General features: G+C 62.6%; 25 protein-coding genes and 4 pseudogenes. 11 read left to right on the top strand and 18 right to left on the bottom strand.

Annotated elements, in window-relative coordinates; genetic code table 11:
- Positions 1-4: 4 nt before the first annotated feature.
- The 4 genes from SIN08_RS05180 to SIN08_RS05165 form a co-directional block, all read right to left on the bottom strand.
- Positions 5-946 (bottom strand): VOC family protein, encoded by a 942-nt coding sequence (locus SIN08_RS05180; protein WP_322450501.1) that lies wholly within the window; start codon positions 944-946, stop codon positions 5-7.
- A 452-nt stretch (positions 947-1,398) separates the two neighbouring features.
- On the bottom strand, positions 1,399-1,794 hold the full coding sequence (locus SIN08_RS05175) for a hypothetical protein (RefSeq protein ID WP_322450500.1): 396 nt from the start codon (positions 1,792-1,794) through the stop codon (positions 1,399-1,401).
- A gap of 152 nt (positions 1,795-1,946) precedes the next feature.
- Complete coding sequence (locus tag SIN08_RS05170; protein WP_322450499.1) at positions 1,947-2,531, bottom strand: intradiol ring-cleavage dioxygenase; 585 nt, start codon at positions 2,529-2,531, stop codon at positions 1,947-1,949.
- 23 nt (positions 2,532-2,554) lie between these two features.
- A complete protein-coding gene (locus SIN08_RS05165) occupies positions 2,555-3,517 on the bottom strand; it encodes an MBL fold metallo-hydrolase (RefSeq protein ID WP_322450533.1) in 963 nt (320 codons plus the stop codon).
- A gap of 210 nt (positions 3,518-3,727) precedes the next feature.
- Between SIN08_RS05165 and SIN08_RS05160 the strand changes: the two genes are divergently transcribed.
- The 5 genes and pseudogenes from SIN08_RS05160 (at position 3,728) to SIN08_RS05140 (ending at position 8,813) form a co-directional block, all read left to right on the top strand.
- The gene (locus SIN08_RS05160) at positions 3,728-4,624 is read left to right on the top strand and encodes a LysR family transcriptional regulator (protein WP_416208020.1); all 897 of its coding nucleotides are present in this window, start codon (positions 3,728-3,730) and stop codon (positions 4,622-4,624) included.
- A 460-nt stretch (positions 4,625-5,084) separates the two neighbouring features.
- A pseudogene (locus SIN08_RS05155) lies at positions 5,085-5,737 on the top strand (SDR family oxidoreductase).
- Positions 5,692-6,135 carry a c-type cytochrome gene (locus SIN08_RS05150; RefSeq protein WP_322450497.1) on the top strand — a complete coding sequence of 148 codons (444 nt, stop codon included), beginning with the start codon at positions 5,692-5,694 and terminating at the stop codon, positions 6,133-6,135. Before SIN08_RS05155 ends, SIN08_RS05150 begins: the two are co-directional and overlap by 46 nt.
- Positions 6,136-6,176: 41 nt before the next feature.
- Positions 6,177-6,629: a (2Fe-2S)-binding protein gene (locus tag SIN08_RS05145; RefSeq protein ID WP_322450496.1), complete on the top strand. Its 453-nt coding sequence runs from the start codon at positions 6,177-6,179 to the stop codon at positions 6,627-6,629.
- Between the two features lie 3 nt (positions 6,630-6,632).
- Positions 6,633-8,813, top strand: coding sequence for a xanthine dehydrogenase family protein molybdopterin-binding subunit (locus SIN08_RS05140; protein ID WP_322450495.1), 2,181 nt, complete (start codon positions 6,633-6,635; stop codon positions 8,811-8,813).
- A 149-nt stretch (positions 8,814-8,962) separates the two neighbouring features.
- On the opposite strand, the gene SIN08_RS05135 is transcribed toward SIN08_RS05140, so the two are convergent.
- Positions 8,963-9,304, bottom strand: a complete 342-nt coding sequence (locus SIN08_RS05135) for a LysR substrate-binding domain-containing protein (protein ID WP_322450494.1) — start codon at positions 9,302-9,304, stop codon at positions 8,963-8,965.
- On the opposite strand from SIN08_RS05135, the gene SIN08_RS05130 reads away from it, so the two are divergent.
- Positions 9,296-9,562 carry a hypothetical protein gene (locus SIN08_RS05130; RefSeq protein ID WP_322450534.1) on the top strand — a complete coding sequence of 89 codons (267 nt, stop codon included), beginning with the start codon at positions 9,296-9,298 and terminating at the stop codon, positions 9,560-9,562. The genes SIN08_RS05135 and SIN08_RS05130 overlap by 9 nt on opposite strands.
- Here the strand turns inward: SIN08_RS05130 and SIN08_RS05125 are convergent.
- Positions 9,526-9,705 (bottom strand): annotated as a pseudogene (locus SIN08_RS05125) (helix-turn-helix domain-containing protein); the annotation flags it as partial. The gene SIN08_RS05130 and the pseudogene SIN08_RS05125 overlap by 37 nt on opposite strands.
- A gap of 556 nt (positions 9,706-10,261) precedes the next feature.
- On the opposite strand from SIN08_RS05125, the gene SIN08_RS05120 reads away from it, so the two are divergent.
- From SIN08_RS05120 to SIN08_RS05105, 4 genes and pseudogenes are all read left to right on the top strand, one after another.
- Positions 10,262-10,516, top strand: coding sequence for a type II toxin-antitoxin system prevent-host-death family antitoxin (locus SIN08_RS05120; protein ID WP_113342252.1), 255 nt, complete (start codon positions 10,262-10,264; stop codon positions 10,514-10,516).
- Positions 10,517-10,526: 10 nt separating this feature from the next.
- Positions 10,527-10,952, top strand: a complete 426-nt coding sequence (locus SIN08_RS05115) for a hypothetical protein (RefSeq protein WP_322450492.1) — start codon at positions 10,527-10,529, stop codon at positions 10,950-10,952.
- Positions 10,953-10,979: 27 nt separating this feature from the next.
- Positions 10,980-11,087, top strand: a pseudogene (locus tag SIN08_RS05110) (hypothetical protein); the annotation flags it as partial.
- Between the two features lie 49 nt (positions 11,088-11,136).
- Entirely contained in the window at positions 11,137-11,418 is a 282-nt protein-coding gene (locus SIN08_RS05105) for a recombinase family protein (RefSeq protein WP_322450532.1), read from the top strand.
- A 113-nt stretch (positions 11,419-11,531) separates the two neighbouring features.
- On the opposite strand, the pseudogene SIN08_RS05100 reads toward SIN08_RS05105, so the two are convergent.
- The 7 genes and pseudogenes from SIN08_RS05100 to SIN08_RS05070 form a co-directional block, all read right to left on the bottom strand.
- Positions 11,532-11,666: pseudogene (locus SIN08_RS05100) on the bottom strand (hypothetical protein); the annotation flags it as partial.
- Positions 11,663-11,731 (bottom strand): hypothetical protein, encoded by a 69-nt coding sequence (locus tag SIN08_RS05095; RefSeq protein ID WP_322450531.1) that lies wholly within the window; start codon positions 11,729-11,731, stop codon positions 11,663-11,665. The gene SIN08_RS05095 and the pseudogene SIN08_RS05100, both read right to left, overlap by 4 nt.
- 234 nt (positions 11,732-11,965) lie before the next feature.
- Entirely contained in the window at positions 11,966-12,433 is a 468-nt protein-coding gene (locus SIN08_RS05090) for a ferric reductase (protein ID WP_322450491.1), read from the bottom strand.
- Positions 12,434-12,583: 150 nt separating this feature from the next.
- Complete coding sequence (locus SIN08_RS05085) at positions 12,584-13,072, bottom strand: twin-arginine translocation pathway signal (RefSeq protein WP_322450490.1); 489 nt, start codon at positions 13,070-13,072, stop codon at positions 12,584-12,586.
- 165 nt (positions 13,073-13,237) lie between these two features.
- Positions 13,238-14,401: a PQQ-dependent sugar dehydrogenase gene (locus SIN08_RS05080; protein WP_322450489.1), complete on the bottom strand. Its 1,164-nt coding sequence runs from the start codon at positions 14,399-14,401 to the stop codon at positions 13,238-13,240.
- A gap of 371 nt (positions 14,402-14,772) precedes the next feature.
- Positions 14,773-17,844, bottom strand: coding sequence for an efflux RND transporter permease subunit (locus SIN08_RS05075; RefSeq protein WP_322450488.1), 3,072 nt, complete (start codon positions 17,842-17,844; stop codon positions 14,773-14,775).
- The gene (locus SIN08_RS05070; RefSeq protein WP_322450487.1) at positions 17,841-18,932 is read right to left on the bottom strand and encodes an efflux RND transporter periplasmic adaptor subunit; all 1,092 of its coding nucleotides are present in this window, start codon (positions 18,930-18,932) and stop codon (positions 17,841-17,843) included. Before SIN08_RS05070 ends, SIN08_RS05075 begins: the two co-directional genes overlap by 4 nt.
- Before the next feature lie 239 nt (positions 18,933-19,171).
- Here SIN08_RS05070 and SIN08_RS23595 point away from each other — a divergent pair, with 239 nt between their 5' ends.
- Entirely contained in the window at positions 19,172-19,510 is a 339-nt protein-coding gene (locus tag SIN08_RS23595) for an FCD domain-containing protein (protein WP_416208019.1), read from the top strand.
- Positions 19,511-19,670: 160 nt separating this feature from the next.
- Here SIN08_RS23595 and SIN08_RS05065 read toward each other — a convergent pair whose 3' ends face one another.
- Genes SIN08_RS05065 through SIN08_RS05045 form a run of 5 tightly spaced genes read right to left on the bottom strand, consistent with a single transcriptional unit; the run spans position 19,671 to position 25,581 of the window.
- Entirely contained in the window at positions 19,671-20,657 is a 987-nt protein-coding gene (locus SIN08_RS05065; RefSeq protein WP_322450486.1) for a 4-hydroxythreonine-4-phosphate dehydrogenase PdxA, read from the bottom strand.
- A 31-nt stretch (positions 20,658-20,688) separates the two neighbouring features.
- Positions 20,689-21,810 (bottom strand): ABC transporter ATP-binding protein, encoded by a 1,122-nt coding sequence (locus SIN08_RS05060; RefSeq protein ID WP_416208016.1) that lies wholly within the window; start codon positions 21,808-21,810, stop codon positions 20,689-20,691.
- The gene (locus SIN08_RS05055; RefSeq protein ID WP_322450529.1) at positions 21,792-23,720 is read right to left on the bottom strand and encodes a glycoside hydrolase family 127 protein; all 1,929 of its coding nucleotides are present in this window, start codon (positions 23,718-23,720) and stop codon (positions 21,792-21,794) included. The genes SIN08_RS05060 and SIN08_RS05055 overlap by 19 nt, the downstream gene beginning before the upstream one ends.
- A gap of 41 nt (positions 23,721-23,761) precedes the next feature.
- The gene (locus SIN08_RS05050; protein ID WP_322450485.1) at positions 23,762-24,637 is read right to left on the bottom strand and encodes a carbohydrate ABC transporter permease; all 876 of its coding nucleotides are present in this window, start codon (positions 24,635-24,637) and stop codon (positions 23,762-23,764) included.
- On the bottom strand, positions 24,634-25,581 hold the full coding sequence (locus tag SIN08_RS05045) for a sugar ABC transporter permease (RefSeq protein WP_322450484.1): 948 nt from the start codon (positions 25,579-25,581) through the stop codon (positions 24,634-24,636). The genes SIN08_RS05050 and SIN08_RS05045 overlap by 4 nt, the downstream gene beginning before the upstream one ends.
- Between the last annotated feature and the right edge of the window lie 51 nt (positions 25,582-25,632).

The raw sequence follows: 25,632 nt of genomic DNA, 5'->3' as shown, positions 1-25,632 counted from the left end.
TGCATCACTCCTTTCCGGGCACCGGCGGGGTGCCATGCGTGTGGAAGGTCTCGATGGTCTTCAGGCCCCAAGCCTGCCCCTTCTTACGTTCCTCCTCGGTCCATTCGACCGTTTCCCAATCGGGGGCGAGGATCAGACGTGCGCCGGAATTCGCCAGTTCGACGCGATTGCCCGCGGGTTCCCAGACATAGAGAAAGAAAGTTCCCTGGACCGCGTGCTTGTGGGGACCCGTTTCAATATGGATACCGTTTTCAAGCATGATGTCGGCTGCGCGGAGGATGTCCTCGCGCTGGTCAGTGGCATAGGTCACATGATGGAACCGCCCATGCCCGCCGCCATGCTCTTCGGTGCAGGCAAGATCGTAAGTCTTGTTGTTCACTGTGAACCAGCAGCCGCCCAAGCGACCGTTGTTCAGGCGGATCTGTTCAGTGACACGAGCGCCAAGGCAGGTCACCATGAAATCACGAAACGCCGTGACGTCCTCGGACAGCAGGTTCAAGTGGTCAAGCCGGCGCGGAGCAATGCCGGAATTGGGCACTGCGCTGGCCTGGTTCTTGAGCGCTGAGCGATCCTGATCTTCGGGCAGGTAGCGGCGGGTATCCCAGTAGAGCTCAAAGCGGTGCCCGAACGGATCGTCGAACTGGAATGCTCGGCCGTGTCCGGGTTCGTCCTCGACCCAGCCAATGACCTTGTAGCCGCTGGCCTTTATGGCTGCGACTCGGCGTTCTAGCGCGGCCGGTGAGGAGACCCGGTACGAGACATGGCCAATGCCGGTGGTCTCATGTCTTGTCAGCTTGAGGGTGTGGAATTCATAGTCATCCCACGCCCGCAAATAGGCACACTCACCTGATAAGGTTGAAAGCTTGAGGCCGTAAACCCGCGTGAAGAAGTCGAGGCTTTCCTCGAACCTGTCGGTCAGCACCTCCACATGCCCCAGATGGGCCACGTCAAAACATTTCTGATCATCATGTGGCTGCACTTGAGCCCCCAAGGGTTGTTTTTCGATCCCAAACCTATGGGGCGCGGTTCAGCGGCGCTAATTTGAAGGACATGCTACGCTATGAGTTATTTGATAAAGGAGCGTGCTCTACCGACCGCTGTTCCGGCGCGCGATTGGAGCTCCTCAAATCGAGCGGTGCGCTTCGCCGAGAAGACCGCACGCGGCAAACTACCTGCTGTCGCCAGCAGTTACAGACTTTCACTGTCCGGTAGCAAGTATTCGGGAGGAACTGGAATGCCGGACCGCCTGACGAAAGGCATGGGCCGCGGTCTTTCGGACATAACTAGATTCAATCGCGGTGCATTGATGGTGCCGCGAGCAGGAGGTCTGCGCGACACGTCAATCTCCGTCCCTTGCGCCTCGCGCCCAACGGCGAGGGGGCGCTTCGGCAAGCGCAGTCAAGTCAGCTGTTGGGAATAGGTCGGCGACTCGATATCCGCCACTATGCCAATTTCCCTGCGCTCCCATCGCAGAACTTCCCGTGTCCATTCACTGGAAGCAGGACCGTCGTTTGCCACCCATTTCGCCAGGCCACCGAAATGCGCCTCGGCCGCCTCGTAGGCGAGCGACTTGGCGGGCACACCGACCTGCCGGCCGATAGCCTCGGTGATCTTCCGGTAAGGCACACCCTCCTCAGCGACGGCATGGTAAGCTTCGCCCTGCCCGCCTCGTTCAAGCGCGAGCCGGTAAACCCGCACCGCGTCGTACCGATGGACGGACGGCCAGCGGTTCATTCCTTCGCCGACATAGGCGGAGACACCCTTCTCATGGGCTATCGCGGCGAGCCAGGGCACAAACCCGTGCGACTCCCTTTGCCATGCACGGAACGCGGGTTGCGCACGACACTTGCCCGCAGTCCTCCATCGGCGAGCGCAAACGCCGTCTGCTCCGAGGCGCGGGGAAACTCCGGACTCACTGGCGGCCGGTCGGCCTCTGTGGCTGTCGCTCAGACAACGAAATCGAAACGTCCGAAGCGTCCGTCGCCGGCGTCGGTCATAGTGATGAGCAGCGTTTCGTCGAAGAGCCAGTCACGCGCATTGCCCGGCTCCCCTGGGAAGAACAGTTGCGTTGTCAGGACAACTCCGCCTGGACGCTGAATCCGGAAATGAAAGTGACGCGTGCGACCTGGATAAGGCGCCGGCATCACGGTGTTGAACCACCAGCGCCCTTGCTCGTCGGCGAATTGGTGTCCCCTGAGCCGAAAGCCCTGACGGTCGTAATCGCCATTTTCGTCCGCGTGCCAGATTTCGATCAGACTTCGAGGCGCAGGACTGCAGCGATCATCGACGACGTAGCCGGCGATGGTGAAGGGCTCGCCACGCGGTGCATCCAGAAAGAGGTCCTGCTTGAGCGGTGCATTCGGCTTGAAAAAGGGGCCGGCTTCGCGGGAAAGCGTTGGCTCGTCCCCATCTTCGCAAGCGCGTGTCAATGGCAGCAGCGGGGCTTGTTGACCGCGTGCCAGCACACTCGTCAACGGGACGAGAGGCGTGGCCAGAAAGCCTGACAGAAGGGCCCGCCTGGATGTCATCATTGCAGTCCCCCATGAGTGAGCGCTTAGAATTGCCAATACGCAGGGACCCAGGCGTAGGCCTGATCGGTCTTGAGCATACGGCCCAGTCCCGGAAACGGATAGTGGAAGCCAAGGACCGGGATCTGATCTGCTGCCGCCATGTCGAAGATGCGGCGACGGGAAGCGAGCGCGGTATCCTTATCGCGATCCGGCCCAAGCAGCCACGGCCGGCCGACATTGATGATCGGGTGATATGCAAGATCGGCCGTCAGCAGGAGCTGACCGTTTCCCGAGTGCACGAGAAAGGTTGCCATGCCGGGCGTGTGGCCGGATGCGGCGAGCGTATGAAGACCGGGAACGATCTCTGTGCCGGCCTCGTAGAGCTCAATTCCATCTGCCACGGGTTCGACGCTGCGTTTGATGGCAGCGGCGAAATTGCGGCGGAAATCTTCGGGCACCGGCATATAGGAGAGGTCGGGATCGTTGCGGACGAAGAAGTCCCAGTCTGCCCGGGGCGCAAAGACCGTCGCACGCGGAAAAGCTCGGCCGCCGTCAGCCGTCCGCAGATTTCCCACGTGATCGGGATGCGTGTGTGAGACGACGATAACGTCGATATCCTCGGGCTGTAGGCCAGCCGACTTAAGGTTCTCGAATATGCGGCCGCCTTGCGGTCCCATGGTCTGCCCGGCTCCGGCCTCGAGCAGAATTCTGCGACCGTTCGCCTCGATCAGCAGCGTGTTGAGGTTCAGTGTCAGGCGATCGGTCGGCAGGAAAGCACGCCGCAAGACCTCTTGCAGTTCTTCCTCCGGAGCATCACTGGCATAGATCTGCGGCGGGCCGCCGATCAGCCCGTCGCTCAACACGGTCGCATCGATGTCGCCGATGCGGAAATGATAATGTCCTACGTTGCGCTGCTTATCGGAGCTTGGTGCGACAGGCGCGGCTTGTGAGTAAGCGCCAGCAGCCGGCATAAGCAAGCTTGATGCGCCGGCCGCAGCCGTCAGCATGATCTTGCGGCGATTGAGTGTAAGTTCGCTCATCGAAACCTTCCATTTCCAGTGTTCGCCTCATGCCCTTGCGTCAGAATCAAGACCTCGAGCAAGGGCGACTCGGTTGCATCGCTGCGGCGTTCAAAAGCCAACAACCTATGAGTGACACCTTTCCTTCGTTCGGATAAGCTAATGAAAGTTGATCAGCTTAATAAGGATCACTTTGCAATGGCACTGCTTCGGTTGGACAGCTTGGAAATTTTCGAGAACGTCGTGCGTCATGGCGGCTTCCGCGCGGCCGCCGCCAGCCGGGGCGTGTCGTCCTCTGCCATCAGCCAGTCCATCAGTGTTCTGGAGGAGGCACTCGGCATCCGTCTGCTGAACAGAACCACACGAAGCGTCGCACCGACCGAAGCAGGCGAGCGACTTCTCGAACGCCTGAAGCCGGCCCTCCAGGAGATCAGAACAGCCATCGACGACCTGAACAGGCTTCGCGAAAGCCCCTCCGGCACCGTGCGCATCAATGCCCCGGGACCGGCCGTCGATCACGTTCTATGTCCGTTGGCGCTCCAGTTCATGGAAGCGTATCCGGACGTAGGCGTCGAGATCATCAGCGACGCCGCGATCACCGACATCGTGGAACAGGGTTTTGACGCGGGTGTCCGTTTTGGAAATCAGCTTGATCAGGACATGATCGCGATGCCCCTAGGGCCCGCTCTTCGCTACGCGATCGTGGCTACGCCCGACTATATCCGCAAGAACGGTCGCCCAATGCTGCCACACGACCTAGTCCATCACGATTGCATTCGCCGCCGTTTTCCCGGCGGAACCATGGTGACGTGGAAGTTTGCGAAGGACGGCGAGGAGTTGGAAATCAGCCCGAAAGGCCGATTGACACTCAGTTCAGCGTATCAGGAACTCCAGGCGGCTCTTGCGGGATCCGGTATCGCCCACCTCTTTGAAGACTACGTTCGCGAGCATGTGGAACAAGGCGAACTCATCGAATTGCTGATCGAGTGGAAGCAGGAACTGCCGAGTTGGTATCTGTATTATCCAAATCGGCGGCACACGAGCGCAGCCATGAGGGCATTCCTCGACCATATTCGCAGCCATAAATGGAAGTAGGCTGGGGTTCCTGCGGGCGGACGGTAGCGTTGGAATGAATTGACCGGGATGCTGGACTTCCGAGGATAGAAGCCATGGCAAGACACCGATCCCACACCGCAGGGTTCAAGCGACAGGTCGCACAGGATTGTCTCTGCGGAGAAACGTTTTGCACGGCTTGGCGAAGCGGCACGGCATCTCCTGCAATCTGCTCCGGGTAGCGGATCAAGAAACATGAGGCTGGCGAGTTCGACGAAGTCGCCCAAGCCATGAACCTGCTTGTGGAGTGCGAGGCTCGCATCGCTGCTGTAACGCTCGTTCCTCGACCACGAGGAGGATTTCGAGATCAGCGGTGCTGATTGATAAGTCCTTCTACTCAGTCTGATAAGATTATCGGCACTACTCTTTTCAGTATTCAGCCCCCAGATTTGTGCCAGTTCGAATGGAGCCCTGCGCGACCCAAAGGACGGCTGGAATCGACATGCCACAAAACAGGATAGCAATCGTCACCGGCGGGTCCGGTGGTATCGGAAGCAGCGTCGCCAAACGCCTCGCCGCGGACGGGTTCATGGTAGCCGTCCAATACCGCAGCGCCAAAGACGCCGCTGAGACCGTAGTCGCAGATATCAAAGCGAAGGGTGGAACCGCGTTCTCCAAACGTGCCGATGTCTCGGATGAAACAGACATCCTCGAGCTTTTCGATACTGTCGAAGCGAAAGGTGAGATCGCAGTCATCGCGCAGGCCGCTGGGATCATGGAACTGAACCCGATCGACCGCGACGCTCGACAGGTTCGACCGTGTGATCAACGCCAATTTGCGCGGCACCTATCTCGCCATGTGCGGGGCGGTGAAACATCTGGTCGAAGGCGGGCGCTTCATCGCGTTCTCGTCTAGTGTCGTCGCCAAGAACTTCCCTGGTTATGGCGCCTATATCGCTTCCAAACTGGGCATCGAGGGTCTGGTCCGCGTCTTCGCCAACGAATTGCGCGGGCGTGGTATCACTGTGAACGCTGTCGCCCCTGGAACGACTGGGCACGCCGGAAGACATTGCCGCTGCGGTCTCGTTTCTAGCCGGGCCGGATGGCGGATGGGTCAACGGGCAGGTCCTGCGGGCAAACGGTGGGTTCGCATGATGGCGGTCCGTTTCAAGAGGCCCTCATATTCAATGACCAGGTTAGGAGGGGCCGGTATCGTCGCCCTTTGGACAGTGGTCATGGCGCAAATCGCAGGCGCACAGCAGGCAGACGGAGAGAGAGCGTTTCGCCAAAGGTGCGCCTCCTGCCACAGCCTCGAAACTGACCGCAGAAGTGCCGGCCCCTCTCTGGCAGGTGTCATCGGGCGCGAAGCGGGCAGCCTCGAAGGTGCGCGTTACTCCCAGGCCCTTCAGGGGTCTGCCCTGATTTGGGATGCCGACACGCTGGACCGATTTCTGTCCGATCCGAATGAAACGGTCCCAGGAACGACCATGCGTATCCGTGTCACCGATCCCGCCCAACGTCAGGCGATCATCGAATTTCTCGAAGGATTCTGAAAGCGCCAGCAACCGATCAACAAGCAAGACAGGGAGCCAACATGGTCAATCTCAACGTGAACGGCCGCACGGTCGACATAGACGCCGGTCCCGATACGCTGCTGCTCTGGGCACTTCGGGATGAACTACAATTGACCGGCACGCGCTATGGATGCGGGGCCGGCATGTGCGGGGCCTGCACCGTCCACATCGACGGCGAGGCCGCCTTCTCCTGTCAGACACGGATCGGTGATGTCGAAGGCAGCGAGATTACCACCATCGAGGGCCTGTCGCCGGCGGGCGATCATGCGGTTCAGCGGGCCTGGGTCGCTGAGCAGGTGCCGCAATGCGGCTATTGTCAATCCGGCCAGATCATGCGCGCAGCGGCGCTCCTGGCGCGCACCCCGCAGCCCAGCCGCCAGGAGATCGTGGACGAGATGTCCGCCAATCTCTGCCGCTGCGGCACCTACCCCCGTATCATCCGCGCCATCGAGCGCGCGGTGCAGGAGGGCTGAAACATGACATTGCTCCAAACACACGCCACACGCCGCGGCTTTCTCAGGGGGACAGGCGCGCTCTCCTTCGCATTTCTGAACGTCGGCGGAATTGCTGTTCTCACGGGCTCGGCAGAGGCTCAGGATGCCACCGGTCAGGTCAACGCCTGGGTCACGATCACCCCCGATGATCGAATGACCATCAAGTTCGGCGCCGCCGAGATGGGCCAGGGCGTCAACACGTCGTTGCCAATGATCGTGGCCGAGGAAATAGATGCAGACTGGAGCACCGTCTCGGTCGAGCAGGTGAGTTCCGACCCCAACGGGATCTATGGCAATCCCGGTTTCGGCGGCGCCCTCTTTGCCGCGGGCAGTTCCTCGCTCGAAGGTTATTACACCTACCTGCGGCAGTCCGGCGCACAGGCTCGCCAGATCCTGATCCAGACCGCCGCCAAACATTGGGGTGTGCCCGCCGAAGAGGTCACCACGCAGCAGGGCGCAGTATTTCACGGTCCCAGCGGGCAGACTATGTGTTACGGCGAAGTGGCCGCTCTGCCCGATCCGGTGACCTCTATTGGCGAGATCGCCGAAGACAGCCTGAAACCTCGCAGTGCCTGGAACATCGTTGGCACTGATGTTGAACGGCTCGATATTCCGGACAAGACGGTCGGCGCGACGAAGTACTCGATAGACGTAGTCGTTCCGAACATGCTCTACGCCGTCCAGCTACTTGCCCCGGTCGAGGGCGAAACGCCGACCGTCAACTCGGAAGAGGCAGCGCGTGCCGTGGCCGGCGTCGTGGACATCATACCCATGGAGCATGCGGTGGCTGTGCTCGCGGAGAATTTCACGGCCGCAGTCGCCGGGCGCGATGTGCTGGATGTGAGCTGGAGCCGATCGTCGCCCTTCCGGTCCGCCGACAGCGCCGACGAACTCGCTGCATTGGCCGAGGCTGCAGATGACATATCCGGCGAAGCTGTGGTCTGGGAGGCACGCGGTGACACGAATGTGAATTTTACGGGCCGTGATGTAGTCACCTCCCATTACACCACCGAGCACGTCTATCACGCGCAAATGGAGCCGCTGAATGCGGTCGCGTCTGTCGACGAGGATGGTTTGGGCGCCGAAGTCTGGCTTGGAACCCAGAGCCAGACGGTCTCGATCGGCGTGGCTGCCGGGGTTTTGGGCACCACGCCCGACCGCATCCGGTTCCACGCGATGCAGATGGGCGGGGCGTTCGGCCGGCGCACGGTATTCGCCCGCGTTCTGCTGCGCGACGCGCTGCTCCTGTCGAAGGCGGCGGGGCGGCCGGTGAAGCTCGTCTGGACCCGCGAGGACGACGTGAAGAACGGCTGGCTGCGGCCGGCGACGGTTCAGCGCCTCGATGCGGTGTTGGATGACGAGGGTAACCTTACGGCCTTGCGACATCGCATTGCCGCGCCCTCGATCTTCGAGTTCGCTATGCCCGACCGCTGGAACCCGGAAACCCGCAGAGACCTGCTGGTCATGGAGGGCAGCGAAAGCACCGACTATGACATTCCCGCTTTTCGGGCCGAGCACGTGTTGGTGCAGCGGCAATCGCGGCTTTCGGCCTGGCGCGGGATCGGCTGGGGGCCGAACTGTTTTGCTCGGGAATGTTTTCTGGACGAACTCGCCGCCAGGGCAGTCTCCGATCCAGTGGCGTTTCGCCGCAAGCTATTGGTCAATGCGCCGCGTGCCCTCGCCGTACTAAACGCGGCCGTCGAGATGTCGGATTTCGGCAATGCGCCGGAGGGGCGAGCCCATGGACTCGCCTTTGCGGGTTACAAGGCGACGCTCGCCACCGGCGTGGCGGAGGTCTCATACGAAGACAACCGCCTGCGGATTCACAAGTTCTGGGCAGCCGTCGATCCGGGCATTGTGGTCCACCCTCAGGCCTATCGTGCCCAAGTCGAGGGCGGCATCCTCTTCGGTCTGTCCTCTGTCCTGCGGGAACGCAGCACCTTTACGGAAGGGCAAATCGAACAGAACAACTTCTACGACTATGAGCCACTCAGGATTTCCGAAGTTCCCGAGATCGAGGTCCGCTTCGTTGAATCCGGCAATCCGCCGAGCGGCGGCGGGGAGATTGGAGTGCCGATGACGGCACCGGCCATCGCAAATGCTGTCCGGAGCTTAACAGGCGTCGGCCCCCGTCACCTGCCGTTCCCGCCAGGCGACGCCTGATCAACGCGCCAGACACCACGATTGGCGAGACGAAAACACACCGCCGGCGGGACACGATGTCCCGTCGCACGCGGTTGCCGTAATCTGCGGCGGGACCATCGCCTCGTAACCTCACCTGAAGACAAACGTGTATCCCGTATAGAATTCGGTCACCGCGTTCCTGCCGTCGACTGACACACCTCGATGAAGGCGCGCAGCGGGGGCGGAGCGAACCGGCTGGGATAGTATAGATGCGGTCCCTCCATGCTGGGCCACCAATCTGGCAGAACCGGCAACAGCCTGCCTGCGGCGAAATCCTCTTCCAACCAGTTGCGAAACGTACAGATGATGCCGATGCCCGCACGCGCATAGCGCAGCCCGGTATCAAGCGCCGACACGCTCAAAGTGAGGGCATTTGCCGGCTCTACCCGAAGAGAACGCCCTTCGTTGCGTGGATCCCAAGGCAATAGCGGACCTCCTTCCAATCGATAGCGAATCGCGTCATGCGCCATAAGTTCTTCCGGTGCCTGCGGCTTGCCGCGCGCCTCGAAGAGTTCCCAACGCCCATCTTCGATGATTGGCTCGACCCGCTAACCTTTCGGGAGGCGATGGAGCTGCACATGCGCCGCCACGGCGACAGCTACTGGCATCTCTACCGTGCCGTTGTTCGCGATGACGAAAAGCTCGATCATTCGACCATCCGTCACTGGCTGCAGGGATCGAAGGCGCCCCGCCTGCCGGGTTCCGTCAGCCGGACGCCGTGCGCGTGACGCTCGGAAAGGAGGATGCCAAGATCTTCCTCCAGAGTTTTCACGCGTGCGCTGACGCTGGACTGGCTGATGCGAAGAGCGTTCGCCGCATGGCGGAAGTTAAGATGCTCAGCGACGGCAAGCGCCTGAATCAGCGCAACCATTGGGATGCGCCCGCCACGCAACGGCGATATTTCTTCTTGTTATTTCTATAGCATATTCGCTTTCGCATTATAAGCAACCAGTCACCTAAGAATTCAGCACAAAGCCATACCGTCCTTTACAAGCCGATCTGGCTTTGAGTTCATCGACGATAACTCGCTCGACCATCTCATTGACCTGGAGAGTCGACATTCAGGCTAGGCCATATTGCCTGCCGGCTTCGAGAAATGCGTCATAATAGGCGTGATCAGCCTTGCTGCGAGTGACCCGCAACGGCCCATTCCCGCCCCGGTTCGGATCCTTGCCCCCCTCAAAATTTTCCATGCGCTTGAAGTACGGCAGGCAATCCTCGAACGCCCAGCCATCAAGGCCCTGGTCAAGCCGATGAAGCTGTCCTGACCCTCGCTCGGCTGATCGGTCGCCAGGTTCGAGCGCAAGATGGCGCGGGAACGTAAGGCGCAAAGAAAGCGCCCGGCAGACGAGGATGCGTAACTCCATCCTTGCAAGAACACGAATTACACGTATAATTCAGGTATCCCATTTGAAAGGATGCCTGTCATGCCAACCGTCGGTTCCCTCGAATTCCAGCGCAAGTTCGGCGAGTTCCAGCACCAGGCGCAGCGCGAGCCGGTAGAGATCACCCGGCACGGCCGGCGCGAGTTCGTGCTGATGTCCGCCGACCATTACGACTGGCTCCGCGCCGCTGCGCAGCGAAGCCATCGCACGGCGGATGCCGCCGATGTGGTGATCGACGCCGTGGAGCGCGCCGAGATGGACCCCGAGCACGCCCATCTCGACGACCTCCTGAAGTAAGGCGGGCAGCGTGGCGATCCCTGAACCAAAGCCCGGCCTCGTCCTCCGCTACGATTACCTCTGGACGCATGAGGCCGCCGCCGGCCAGGATCAGGGCAAGGACCGCCCGACCTGCCTCGTCGCCGCGACCGATGCGCTTGTGCGGCCCCGCCATGTGGTGCTGCTGCCGATCACCCATACGCCGCCCTCCGGCGATACGGTCGGCATCGAGATCCCGGCGAAGGTGAAGCAGGCCATCGGACTCGACGACGCGCCGAGCTGGGTGATCGTATCGGAGCACAATATCGACGAATGGCCCAATGGCGGGCTGTCGCCGGTTCCCGGCAAACAGGGCGAGTTCGCTTATGGCTTCATCCCGCCGGGGCTGTTCGCAAAGATCAAGGCCAGTTTCCTCGAACTGGCCCGCGCGAAGAAGAGCGGCGTGGTGCGCCGCTGAACCATGGAGTTTTGAAAGGACCGGCCGATGACCCGCGTTGCCCTCTATGCCCGCTATTCCTCCGACAATCAGCGCGAGGCGTCCATCGACGACCAGCTGCGCATCTGCCGCGAACAAGCGAAGCGCGACAAGTGGAAGGTGGTCGGCACCTACAAGGATTCGGGGATTTCGGGCGGGCGCGAGCATGATCCTGCGGCCCGGCATCCAGATGCTGCTGCAGAATGCACAGGCGGGTCAGTTCGACGTCGTGCTGGCCGAAGCGCTGGACCGCATCAGCCGCGATCAGGCCGATGTGGCCACATTCTACAAGCACCTGACGTTCGCGGGCGTTCCGATCGTCACCCTGGAGCAGGCGAAGCGGTCAGCGCCGCGCAAGCTGTACGGGCCACCGCAGCAGCCACAGAAGATCAGGCCCGACAGCAGTGATTTCGGCCGCCGTGCGCCGTTCAGACGGTTCTTCTTGTGATGTTCGCGCACCGCCTCGGTGACGTTCGCATATTTGTCCGCGATCTTGCCCTGGCGCTCGCGGACGGCCTGCCAGAGATCGTCATCGACGATGCGCAGTTCGGGAATTTCCTTGACGATCCACTCCGAGTCCGGGTTGAGGCGTGAAACGCGCCTTCCCGTGGAGGGATCCTTGATGTAGCGCAGCCGGTTCCAGATCAGCCGGCCGATATAGAGTTCGTTGTTTACGAGGCCCGTTCCCCGCTTCACGTGCCCCGGATCGTCGTGTCGCTCCAGTGCTTGCCGTTCGGGCCGGGCACGCCTTCCTCGTTCAACGTTCTCGCGATGGTGCGGGGACCGCTCCGGCGGCGAACTCGCGAAAGATGCCACGGACGACGTTCGCCTCGCCCTCATCGATCTCCCGATCGCCGTGCACTGACGGGCGACGTTGGAGACTTGTGAACGCGTTTTGTCGCGGTCCCAGAATACGGGACGAAGGCTGGAGATTCCTGTCTTGGAGCTTATCGATAAGGACAGCCGAATGTGGCGGCCCCAAGCTATGGAAAGCCTCAAGGAGACTTCTTTCGTTTTGCAAACACTCGCAGCCTGACAATTGCCATGATGGTCGCCGCAATGACCAGGGCGCAGAGCCCGACCCTGGATACTGGCTCCATAGTTCCTTCGATCAACAACGCGTGGACGACGCTGCCAAGCACAATCACCCCTGCGAAGGCGGCATGACCACGTCGCCATGTGTGTACTCGTAATGGCAACCGACGTCGGAGCGCCGCCAGAAGCGCTGTGCCGAAGACCGCCCACATGGCGATTGCCCCCCAAAATGAGAACGGGGTGGGCGATGCGAATAAAAGGGCGTCGATAACATCCGGCGGGCTGGTGATCCAAAGACCTGCTACATGAGCGGCTACTGCCAGCGCCAGAAGCCCGCCAAGAATGCTGTGAATGCGCCTCCCACGCTGCGCAGGAACCCCGGGCAGGAATCCTCCAACAAGCAAGGGTTGGATGAGCAGGAGAGCCATCGCGATAACGCCTGCGAACCCGGCCGCTATGTAGACTGGATCGCGCCATGCAAGCAGAGGGCTGGCTGCGGCAGCTGTGAGGGGCACGACGACCGCAACCGCCAGGGCTACCCATATCAAGATCGCACGGGCGCGGTTCATTCGCTTCCGTCAGACCGGTTGCAGGACGAAATGCACCTCAAGGCTCGTATCGTTTGCGCTCGACAGAACGGGGCGCAGGAAGACGGTTTCGAAATCGCCACTGTCATAGGCGAGGTGCCCGTGCGGCTGACCAAAGGAGGGGATGATCTGAGGCATCTCAAGGCGGAAGCGACCGCTTTCGTCGGTGAGCGTTGCACCATGACTGTGCGGGTCACGTTCGTGTCCCTCGGTGGTATGCGCCCAGATCTGTATACGTTGACCCGCGAGGGGAGCGCCGTCGCCTGCTCGGCGTACGGTGCCTGACATCCAGAATCCACCGCCGCCGATCTTCTCCACGATCGGCGCGCCGGGACGGTAGTTGTTGGATCCGCCACGCATCGAGGGCGTTGGCGCAATGTTTTGCGACCGGGCAGGAACGACGAGGGAAGAAAACCCGACCGCTACCGCGGCGGCGCCTGTGGCCAACATGGTCCGGCGGGTCAAAAGCTTGGAATGCATAGGATCATCTCCTTTCGGATTGCCGCTGTTCGACCCAGCAATAGAACCGGACGAGACGAGACCGCGGCCGGTAGTGACGATGTCCGGCTGATGTCACCGGCACCTGCTCGGATCGCGATCCTGTTGATTTCCCAAGAGCCGAGCGGTTGCTTGTGTCAGCGTTCATCATTGCGCCGGCGCAAGTGGGACCGAGAGGATCCGATTGTCTCCTCCGCCGCGCGTGTTCGTCAGGAACCACAGATTGCCGTCGCTGCCCTCGAACACGTGACGAATGCGGCCATACTCGCCGGTGTAGTGCGCGGTGGCTACGGGGTTGCCCGTAGCGTCGATTGTTACCGACCACAGCCGCTGGCCGGTCAATCCGGCGATAAAGAAAGTGCCGTCGATGTAAGCAAGCCCACTGGGTCCCATTTCCCGGGTTCCCCACTGCATGACCGGGTCTATGTAATCGGGATTGCCGCCCCGGCCTTCGACGATCGGCCAGCCGTAGTTCCCGCCCGGCTCGATGCGATTGAGCTCATCCCAGGTATCACTCCCGAACTCGGTCGCCCAGAGCTGCCCGGCGTCGTCCCACGCCAGCCCCTGGGGATTGCGGTGTCCAAACGAGTAGACGAGGGAATCGGCGAACGGATTGTCGCTCGGGATGCCGCCATCGGGAGTCATGCGCAGGATCTTGCCGCCAAGCGAGTTCAAATCCTGCGGAAGTTCAAGATTTCGGGTCTCGCCAACCGTGGCGTAGAGCATTCCATCCGGGCCGAACGCGATCCGGCCGCCATTGTGGCTGCGCCCGCCGGGTATGCCATCAAGGACGACCTCCGGATCGCCCAGCATGCCGTTGCTGTACGGCATCCGCACGATACGATTCCCCTCCGTCGTGCTATGATAGGCGTAGATCCAGACATCCGTGCCCTGTTCCAAAACGGCAAGGCCAAGCATCCCTCCGTCGCCTCGGGCTACGAAGACCCGGACACTGCCGACGGATCGCAGCGCCTCACCCGGTCGAAACGCTACGATCTCCGCTGTGCCGCGCTGGCTGACGAGCACCTCCTCGCCCACGGGCACGGCAGACCAAGGGATACTGAGCCCTGAAACGATCTCGACGGGCGTGCCCACGGGCATTACGCCCGATATCGGAGTAGCGTTTGAATTCGACGACTGGGCATGAGCGCCCGAGGGCACCACAGCTGGTGTGGCATCGATCACGATGAACGCAAGAGCGAACATCGCGAACCGAACCACGGTGGACGCTCCACTCAACGCCGCTGACCGGCGCACCTCATGTCTCAGGGGGCCAGCACCGGCGCAGTTGTCGAAATCCCGGCTCTTCATCGTCAACTCTCCCAGTTTGACGCGAAGTGGTCGGAATTACTGCAACTTTGTCTTACAAATATGCCGCACTGGTATCAGATTGTCGCAGCACGCGTCTCGCAAAGCGATCCGTTGCCGGAATTGTCCGCACCACCTCCCTCGCGATCCACCAAACGACAGGCGTAAGGTCGCAGGTTGGCGTCCCGCGCTTAGATATGAAACGCCCCGGAATTTCCGCCGGGGGGCGATCCAAAGACGGCGAGCGGTCCAAAAAGTGAACAGGGTTGACCTGTCGCCGAGGGTAGCAGGTCACCGGCACTGAGTTGGCCGCGCATCATCACCCCTTCCGGGTGGACGGGGCACGCTTACCTTCGTTGTCAGGTTGGCGCCGTTCATTCGGCGGGAACCGGTGTCGCCTCGTTGTGGCGTTGTGGCGCACCGATGCCTTCAATGAGGAAATAGGCCAGCGGTGTGATGAAGAGCGTCAGTATGAAGGCAAAGCTGAGCCCCCCGACGATAACGAGTCCGATGGCCATGCGGCTTTCCGCACCGGCCCCGGTCGCCATGGCCAGCGGCAGTGCACCAAAAACAGTGGCGATCGTAGTCATGATGATTGGGCGCAGCCGGGTCACCGCGCCATCGAGCGACGCCTCGCGCAAATTGCGGCCACGTTCGCGCAACTGATTGGCGAACTCGACCATCAGGATGCCGTTCTTGACCATCAGACCGACCAGCAGCACGAGGCCGACCTGGCTGTAAATATTGATCGACTGTCCGGCGAGCCAGAGCGACAGGACAGCGCCCGCGAGGCCCAGCGGCACGGTCAGCATGATGACGAGAGGGGTACGGAAGCTTTCGAACTGTGCCGCCAGAACGAGAAAGACGATGGCCAGTGCGAGGCCGAAGACCATGGTGACGCCGCCCGAGGCACGCAGATAGTCCGCCGCCTGTCCGTCCCAAGCCAGAATCGCGCCGGCAGGCAGAGCGGCAACTTCGGCCTCCACCTGTGCCATTGCCTCGGCCAGAACCGTTCCCTCAACAAGATCGGCTTCCAATTCGACCGAATGGACGCGGTCAGACCGTGTGATCGCGGGTGCGGTCGCCATGGGCGCGATCGAGGAGAAACTGGACAGAGGAATGAGGTCACCGCGGGTATTGCGCACCAGGATCGACAGAATGTCCTCGGGATTATCGCGATCCTCGGGTGCAGCCTGCAGCACCACCGGATATTGCCGCCCATTCGAGGCGTATTCTCCCACGGAACGCGAGGCATAAAGCGCCTGCAACGTTTGGGTGACAGTCTGGGCATCGAATCCGAGGTCCTGTGCCCGCGCCCGGTCCACCGAAAGCGTAGCGCCTGGCTGGTTGGCCGCATAGGAGGCTTGGAGTCCGCTCAGGCCTGGGTAACCTTCAAGTCCGGTCATGAGCGCTTCTGACCATGCAGCTGCCCGTTCGATATCAGGACCGCCAAGCATGAACTGCAGACCGCCGCGTCCGCCGCCGATGCCGAGGCCGCCTGAAGACCGGATAGCGGTGGCCGCCGCGGCAATCTGGTCGAGTTGCGGCCGCAGCTCCGAGATCAAGTCGTTGACGGAGGCGCGGCGCTCGTCCCACGGGACAAGGTTTACGAAGATCATCGCTCGACGCAACTCACCCCACATGCCAACGATCGTGGTGATGTTCGACACGACCCCTTCCATGCGCAGCGGTTCGAGCATGGCCTCGATTTGACGGACCGCCGCGTCGGTGTAGGCGAGATTGGCGCCTTGTGGCGCGGTGACATAGATGCGGAACTGGCCGCGATCCTCGTCCGGTGTCAGTTCCTGCGGCAACTCGCGCCAGATCGCGAAGGCGGCGGCGATGGCAAAAGCGGCGAGCGCCAGGATCGGCACCGGCCGGGCGAGAACCAGGCTAAGACTGGCGCGGTAGCCATTCTCAATCCGGTTGATCACCGCCCCAACGACGCGAGCAAGGCGGCCGGGCTTTTCCTCAGGAGGCAGTAGCCGAGTAGCGAGCACCGGGGAAAGCGTCAGCGCCACGAGCCCCGAGATAGCCACAGCCACGGCTAGGGCAATGCCAAATTCACCGAAAAGCTGGCCGACCTCGCCCTCCATGAACGAAACAGGCAGGAACACTGCGACCAGAACGGCGGTGGCCGCCACAACAGCAAAATTCACCTGATTGGCACCACGTCGCGCGGCCTCGGCGCGGGACATGCCCATGGCGCGATGACGCTGGATATTCTCAAGCACGACGATGGCATCGTCCACGACGAGGCCGATCGCCAGTATGAGGGCGAAAAGCGTCAGGATATTTACCGAGAAGCCGAGCATCCACAACGCCACGGCCGCACCGAGAATCGATATCGGAATCGTCACCACGGGGATCAGTGACAGCCGTGCCGAACCGAGAAACAGGAAGATCACTGCAGTTACCAGCAACACGGCCTCGCCGAAGACATGCAGCACCTGACGTATTGAGCTTTCGATGAAGACTGCCTCGTCCGTCGTCACTTCGATGGTCATGCCTTCGGGCAGTTGGGATCGCATCACCTCCAGCTCGGCGTGGACGCGGTGTGAAATATCGACTGTATTGGCCTGGGCCTGTGGCTGGATGCCTATGCCGAGGGCCGGACGCCCATCCGAGCGGAAAGAGCTCTCGGTCTGTTCGGGCCCTTGTTCGACACGTGCGACATCTGACAGACGTAGGGGCCGGCTGCCGTCGCTGCGGATCACGATCTGTTCGAACTCTCCCACTGTGGTGAAACGGGTGCGGGCCAGAAGCTGCAGCTGTCGCGACGGCGTCTCGATCTCGCCCGCTGGCAATTCGATGTTGTTTGCCTGAAGCGCGCCGACGATGTCGCTCGTGGTCACGCCAAGCGCCGCCATGCGCCGGGGCTCAAGCCAGATCCGCATGGCAGGCGCCCGTTCGCCGAAGATGGAAGCATTGGCCACGCCGGGAAGCCGGGCCAGCCGGTCCACAATATAGCGGTCGGCGTAGTCGGAGAGCTCGAGGGGTGTCATCGCAGGATTGGTGAGGCTCAGCCGTACCACCGGATCCCCCTCATCATCGTTTTTCTCGACCTCGGGTGCCGTAGCCTCTTCCGGCAGGTCGTCTGCTACGCGATCCACCGCAGTACGCACATCGTTAGCGACAGCATCGATGTCGCGGGATGGATCGAACACCAGAACCGTACGCATGCTGCCACGTTCGGATTCCGAATACATGCTTTGCAGCCCGGCTATGCCTGCGACGGCGCCCTCGACGACCGACGTCACCTGAGCGTCCACCACGTCGGGCGCGGCCCCGACATAGTCGATATTGATCGTCACCTCAGCGGTATCCACCTGCGGCAGTTCGCGCACCGGCAGCTGTGTGAGCGCCACTGCGCCGATCAGGACGATGAGCAGATTGACGACCGTGGCGAATACCGGCCGGCGCAGCGACAAATCAGGAAGTGTCACAGCTGGGCCTTCGCCAGATCGGCGCCCGTTGCGGGCTGTGGAGCGACCGCCATACCGTCGGACAGACGGTGCAGGTTGTCGACGACCACCTCGTCCGCGCCATCCAGGCCAGAAATAACCTCGACAAGACCGTCCCGGCTCTGGCCTGTTTCAATCTCGACCTGCCTGGCTACACCGTTTTCGACGGTAAAGATGGTCGTTCGGGGACCCTCGACCGTCAGCGCCCGCTCGGGCACGGCGGGGCGTTCACGGCTGTCAAGGACGATGGTGACTTCCATGAACATGCCCGCTCTCAAGGCCCTGTCGGCGTTGTCGACCCGCGCGCGCAGTGCCAGCGACCGGGTGCCGGCATCAATGCGGGTATCGAGAGCACTGATCTCACCGCGAAAGATGCGATCGGGCCAAGCAGCCGAACGCATCTCGACACCGAGACCGGGGTGCAACTCCGGATATGCTTGTTCCGGCACTTGGAAATCGGCTTCGATCACGGACAGATCATCCAGCGTAGCAACAATCGTGGTGGTATCGACGAGTTCACCTTTCGTCAGATCGCTCAGTCCGACGACACCTTCAAAGGGTGCGCGCAAACTGTGGTTCTCGAGCGCCTCGCGTGCCAGATCGCGTTCGGCCTCGGCACGCTGCAGCGCCGCCTGTGCGGCTAGGTGTGTGGCCTCTGAGACGTTGCCGCTTTCGTGCAATAGGTTCTGCCGCGCAGCTGCTGCACGCGCTTCCGTCAGCGTCGCCTCGGCGGACTTCAGAGTTGCGCGCGCCGCCCCGTCGTCAAGCCGCAGAAGCAGGTCCCCTTCGGTGACCCTGGCGCCGGGTGAGATGGCAAGCTCGACGACACGTCCTGCGGCCTCGGGATGCAATTCGACCGCGCGGATAGCGCGGGTGGTGCCAACGGCATGGATCGTGTCCGTGAACGCCATCTCGCGTGGAGAAACGATCGCGACCGCGAGCGCGGCCTCGCCTTGCGCGGCCTGGGCTGGTTCCGGATGGGGAACGAGCATGGCCCCGGTCAGCACGAAACCCGCAATGCCGGCCGCAGCTATCAGCACAAGCCCGATTATGATTTTCAGTCTGCGCATTTCTTTGGCTCTTGGGATACAGAACGCACGAGGCTGTCCACGGTGGTTCACGGAACCCGAACAGAACTGGTTTCTCTTTGGTCATCTTTGCTGCATCGCAGCATGTGGGGAGGGGTAGTCGGCTAGAACCGTAGGCCGGATGTTTCACGCTGATATGCCGTGGGACAGCCCATTTGTCGCAAAGTGTCTCAACTTGTTATCAGCTCAATTACAAAGCTTCGACTTGACACTCGCTTCTCATCGAATGCTGCGGGAACAACTATATCGAGGACGGCTATGGGCTCATCGACGCCAAGATTGGCGCGCTACGGGCCCGCGCACATGACGACCGGCACGTGGTCAACAACTCGCTCGGCACCCATACGGCACTCTGCGAAATGCTGGAGAAGGGTGAAACCGAGGCGTTTTGCGCCTTGCTGGCACGCCATATCGACAATACGGGGCGATTACCGGGCCTGGCTTGCGCGTCAGAGCGAGGATGCAGCGTAAGAGGCGCCGTTTCTACCGCGCGCCGAAGCTCCGGGTGCCGCCGAGATCGAAGGAAAAGGATCGGCGTAAGCGGCTTGACCTTCACCTGACCACCAGTGCTGGAACCGCCCAAATCGAGCGAGACCGTGAACGTCCTGCCCCGAGAGTGGAGCCATCGACAAAAAAAGTGCCCTTCAGGGGCGCGCGGCAGGAAGGTCGTCACCACGAACCCCAACACCGCGCGGCCCTGCCCGCACGATTCAAGTTTCATCAGTTCGAAACCAGATCCCGGGCAACGGCAAAGGCAGCCCGGATGGCACCAACGTCGGCCCGCCCCTTGCCGGCGATGTCGAACGCTGAGCCATGGGCCGGCGTGGTCAAGGGCAGCGGCAGACCGCCGTGCACGGTGACGCCGCGGTCGAACCCGAGCAGCTTCAGGGCGATCTGGCCCTGGTCGTGGTACATCGTGACCACCGCGTCGATCTCGCCGCGCTGCGCCTTCAGGAACACGGTGTCCGACGGTAGAGGGCCCTCCACCGCGAGTTTCTCCGCGGCGAGTTCGCGCACCACCGGCGCGATCACGTCGATCTCCTCGCGGCCGAAATTGCCACCATCGCCCGCGTGCGGGTTGAGCGCCGCCACCGCGATGCGCGGGTGGGCGTAACCGGCCCGCCGCAGCGTCCTGTCAATCAGACGGACCGATTTCCTAATGCCGTCCGCGTCGATATGGTTCGCCACCTCCCTCAGTGCAATGTGGCTGGTCACCCGGCCAGTCCACAGACCGTCGGCGGTGTTCAGTTCCGAGACATGGCCGCGCACCCCCAGCAGGTCGGCGATGTAGTGCAGTTCGCCCGAATGGCCGATGCCGGCCATGTGCATCGAGGCCTTGTTGAAGGGCGCGAAGACGACCGCATCGATGACGCCCTTCTGAGACAGCCTCAGCGCCTCGTCGAGAACCCGAAGCGTCGAGCGTCCCGAGACTTCCGTGTTCTGCGCGACGATCAACTCGCCCGGCACGATCGTCTCCATCCGGTGCAGGGCGAATCTGTCAGCGCCGGTCCAGTCGCCTTGCGTAGCATCCAGAGGCGTCAGCGGGTGGGAAATCTCGGCCTGCGCCTGCCCTAGCTCGAACACGTGCTGGTCGCCGATCAGCAGAACGTTAGCCCCCTCGACGATGTCCTCGGAGAGCAGCCGGGCGACGATCTCGGGGCCTATGCCGCTGGGGTCGCCGGGGAGAAGTCCTATTCTGGCCGACATCATGCTCTCCTATCCCTCATACTTGGCCCGGTCAGCGGACCCTGAGACCGTCCTCGTCGAAAACGCGCACCGCGTCCTCGGCCGCTCTGATCGCTACCGGCTGGCCGGGAGAGAAGATCTCCCGCCCGCGATACTCGACCGAGATCGGCGTGCCATTGACGAGGGTGATATGAACGTACTGCGTTCCGCCCAGATATTCCGACAATTCGACGGTTCCCGACAGCACCTCTGCCTTGCCCTGATCCGCCCCTTCAGGCGTGACGGTCAGGTTCTCCGGCCTCAGACCGATATTCACCCGGGTTCCCGCCGCGGGCGACGCGGACAACGCCACGCGAAAGGCCTGGGAGCCAATGCGTGCCTGCGTCCCCTCCCAAATCGCGGGCACGAAGTTCATCCGGGGTGATCCGATGAAGCCGGCGACGAAGGCGTTGTCGGGATTCTCGTAGAGCTCCTGCGGCGGGCCGACCTGCTCGATCCGCCCGTCGCGCAGGACGACGATCCGGTCGGCCAGCGTCATCGCCTCGGTCTGGTCATGGGTGACATAAATCACCGTGCTGCCGAGCTCGCGGTGCAGGCGCGCGATCTCGACCCGCATCCCCACGCGCAGCTCGGCGTCGAGGTTCGACAGGGGCTCGTCGAACAGAAACGCAAGCGGCTTGCGCACGATGGCGCGCCCGATGGCGACCCGCTGCCGTTGCCCGCCCGAAAGCTGCGACGGGCGGCGGTCCAGGAGGGGCTCGATCCCCAGCACCCTGGCGGCCGCCTCGACCTGCTCGGCGATTTGCCTCTTGGGCGTCCGCGCGATGGACAGCCCGAATGCCAGGTTCTCGCGCACGGTCATGTGCGGGTAGAGCGCGTAGGACTGGAACACCATCGCGATCCCGCGGCGCGACGGGTCGCGGTCAGTCACGTCCTCTCCACCGATGAAGACATCGCCCGAGGTCACGTCCTCGAGCCCCGCGATCAGCCGCAGCAGGGTCGACTTGCCGCAGCCCGAGGGGCCCACGAAGACACAGAACTCGCCGCTCTCCACGGACAGGTCGATCCCGTGGATCACGTCATGCGCGCCGAACGACTTACGCAGCCTCCTCAGTTCGATCATGCCCGCCCCCGTTTCGGCCGACAGGCTCCCGATCATCGTGTGCGTATCCATACCAGCATCTCTCCCGGGTCCCGGTTGTCCCAAAGGAAATAGGGCACGAAGATGCCAAGCACCGTCTCGACGCGGGGCGGTGCCGCCTTGTAAAGCGCCCTGCCCCAGCCCTTGTGCGTTTCCTTCCCGACGGGCACCCTGATCGCAACCGCTCCGCCGAGTTCCTCCATCTTCGAGATCTCTGCCCTCTCAAAGCCGCCGTCGAGCAGGATCGTGTCCAGCGGCGTGTCGTTGTCCGTTTCTTCCATGCAATAGACCAGCGGCCCGCGTGTCAGCGCCGTGCGGCCGCGGTCGGCGCGGATGCGCGGGTCGGCGCGCAGGGCCGTGACCGCCATCGGTAGATCGAGCGTCACGCTGTCGCCATGCGACCACTCGCGGTCGATCGTGACGTAGCCGCTCCTTGAGGCCGAGCTGAGGTCGACCGCCTCACCGCCCACACTGACGGAGGGGTTCGCGCACCAGCCCGGCAGCCGCAGGGAGAGCGCGAAGCGGCGCGGCGTCTCGGTACCGATCTTCAGGACGACGCGGCCGTCCCATGGGTATTCGGTCTCCTGCTCGATGCTGACTCTGCCACCGCCAAGAGTGAACGTCGCTCGGTTGGCGCCGTAGAGGTGGACCGCCAACGCATCGTCGGCGACGCCGTACATGTAGGTCCCGATCGAGGTGACCGCGCGGGCGATGTTGGGCGGACAGCACGGGCAGCGATGCCACTCCCAGCGGTGATGACAGCCCCCGCTCTCGAGCGGATTCTCATAGAAGAAGCGGTCGCCCTCGACCGACAGGCCCGACAGCGCTCCATTGAGGAAGGCCGTCTCCATCACGTCGGCATAGACCCGGTTCGGCCCGCGTCCCAGCATCCGCGATGCCCAGAAGGCGAGCGCGATAGCTGCGCAGGTCTCGGCATATGCCGTCTCGTTGGGTAGATGATAGGGGTCCGAGAAGCCCTCGTTGTGCTCCTCGGGCCCGATCCCGCCGGTGACGTACATCTGCCGCTCGGTCAGATCCGACCAGAGCATTTCGAGCGGTTCGGTCAGGCTGTTGTCGTGGAACTCGGTCGCCACGTCCGCCATGCCGCAATAGAGGTACATCGCCCGGACGGCGTGACCCACCACGCGGGTCTGCTCACGCACGGGCAGGTGCGACTGGCTGTACTCGTGGGTACCGTGGACGAAACCGTCGGGTGAGGCGCCGCGGCGCTCGGCCTCGAGGTCGAAATAGTGCGGTTTCCGGCCGCGCACGTCGATGAAGAACTTCGCCAGGTCGAGATAGCGCTGCTCTCCCGTCTCGCGGCCGAGCTTGATCAAGGCCAGCTCGATTTCCTCGTGCCCGCAATAACCCTGCATCTGGTCGGCGCCGGGGCCGAAGCGCCGTTCGATCAGGTCGGCATAGCGGATCATCACGTCGAGGAACTTCCGCTTGCCTGTCGCCTGGTGGTAGGCCACGGCGGCCTCTATCAGGTGGCCCGCGCAATAGAGCTCGTGACAGTCGCGTAGATTGGTCCACTCCCGGCCCGGCTGCATCCTCAGATACCAGGAGTTGCAGTAGCCGTCCTCGCGCTGGAGCGCGGCAAACATGTCCACGATCTCGTCCACCCGCGCCTCGAGCGCCGGGTCCGGCTTGCGGTGGATGGCATAGGCCGCGGCCTCGAGCGCCTTTGCAACATCGGAGTCCCAGAACATCTGCGTGGTGACGGTCGGCTCCTTGCCCTCCTTGCGGTGGAACGGCAGGCGCTGCCTGGGGACGGGGCGCGTGGGGTCGATCTGCTCGAACATCCCCGCCTCGGCGCAGCGGTCGAGCAGGATGTGCACCGTGGTCGAAGCCACGGCATCCGCCCGCTCGCCCCAGAAGCCGCGCAGTTCGACATCCGGGATCGCTGGCGGTCGGAACTGTAGTTGCGATACGTCGGTCACGGCATTCACCTGGTTTTTCCTTTCAGGTCTGTATCGCGCTGTCACTTGACGGCTCCCGCGGTCAGCCCGCGCAGGTAGTAGCGTTGCAGCGTTACGAAGAGGATCAGGCAGGGCACCATCATCACGGTGACGCCGGCCTGCACCGCCCCCCAGTCGACCGAGCCGTAGTTGCCCGAACGGACGGCGGCGATGAGGATGGGCAGAGTGTAATTGTCCTGATCGGTCATCAGGACCAGCGCGGCCAGGAACTCGTTCCAGGCCGCGAGGAAGGCGAAGATTGCGACCGTCACGACGCCGGGTAGCACCAGGGGCGCCATCACCCGCATCAGTACGGTGAAGACCCCGGCTCCGTCGACCCGCGCGGCCTCTTCCAACTCCTTCGGAATCCCGTCGAAGGCGTTACGCATCATGAAGACGGAAAAGGGAAGCTGCAGGGTGGTGTAGATCAAGATCAGCCCGAACAGCGTGTTCTGAAGCCCGACCTTGGCCAGGATCAGGAACAGAGGTGTCAGGATCGACTGGAACGGGATCATGATCGTCGAGATGATCAGCACGAATAGCAGGTTCTTCAGCGGGAATGAGAAGCGCGAGAAGCCGTAGCCTGCGAAGAAGCTGACCACGACCGACAGCGCCACGGTGGCCACCGACACGATCACGCTGTTGGCGGCATGGGTCCAGATGCCCGACCCGACGCTGCCCAGCACCTGATAGCTGTCGGTGCTGAAGCCCGTGGTCGGCCAAGGCGGCAGCGGCGGGCGCCGCGCCTCGGCTGTGGGCTTGAGGCTGGCCGCCACCGCCCAGAACAGCGGCGCAAGGAAGATCGCCGAGATGGTCACGCCGACCAGGTGCCGGGTGATCCGCTCGGCCAGCCTGCGCTGCCGGCGGCGTGGCGTGGCCGGTTCGGCGGTGTCGGTCATCTTGCATCCCTCGGGTCCCGCAGCAGGCGGAGTTGCACCGTGCTGATGATGACGAGGATGACGAGCAGAACGATCGACAGCGCCGAGCCGTAGCCGAGGCGGAACGACACGAAGGACTGCGTGAAGATCCAGTAGACCGCCGTCAGCGTCTGGTTGCGCGGCCCCCCGCTCGAGATCAGATAGAACTGGTCGAAGGCGAGCATCGACCCGGCCACCGATAGCGTCAGTGCCAACGCGATGGTCCTGCGCATGAGCGGCAACGTGATCCGCCGGAACCGCTGCGACGCTGACGCGCCGTCGATGCGGGCCGCCTCCAGGATGTCGGAGGGCACGCCCTGCAGGCCGGTCATCAGGATCACCATCGTCAGGCCGGCGGTCTTCCAGACCACCATGATGATGATCGACCAGAACACCCCGTTATAGCTCGCTAGCAGGTTGAACCGACCCTCGGTGATGCCCAGTCCCTGCGCGGCCGGGCTGAAGAGCCCGTTGTCCACGTGCATCAGCCAGACCCACAGCAGCGCGGCGGATCCGAAGCCCACGACGACGGGCAGGAAGACCGCGGTCCGGTAGAAGCTGTTCGCCCGATTCGGCTGCTGCACGAACAGAGCCAGCGGAAAGGCCACCGCAAAGATCGCGATGGTCACCACCACCGTGTAGTAGATCGTGAAGCCCAACGCGTCCCAGAAGCGGCTGTCCGACCACATGCGCACATAGTTGTCGAGGCCGATGAAGCGCGGCTCGCCCATGAGCGGCCAGCGATGCAGCGACATCCAGGCGGCGCTGCCGAGCGGAATGAGGAAGAAGACGACAACGAGAAGGATCGCGGGGCTGACGAAGAGAAGCCCCGCCACCGAGCGGCGCAGTCTCTTGCGGCGGCCGCTCCGCCCGCGGTCGCGCACGCCAATGCCGGCGGCCTCCGTTTCCTGGGTCGTGATGCTCATGATGGTGTTCCGGACTTTGGGGCAGTGGGCGCGGCCCGCAGCGTTTAAACG

Origin of the sequence: Chelativorans sp. M5D2P16, from assembly GCF_034427935.1 — a bacterium.
Classification (GTDB): domain Bacteria; phylum Pseudomonadota; class Alphaproteobacteria; order Rhizobiales; family Rhizobiaceae; genus Chelativorans.
Note: the sequence above shows the minus strand (reverse complement) of the source record. Positions and strands in the feature narration are given on the sequence as shown.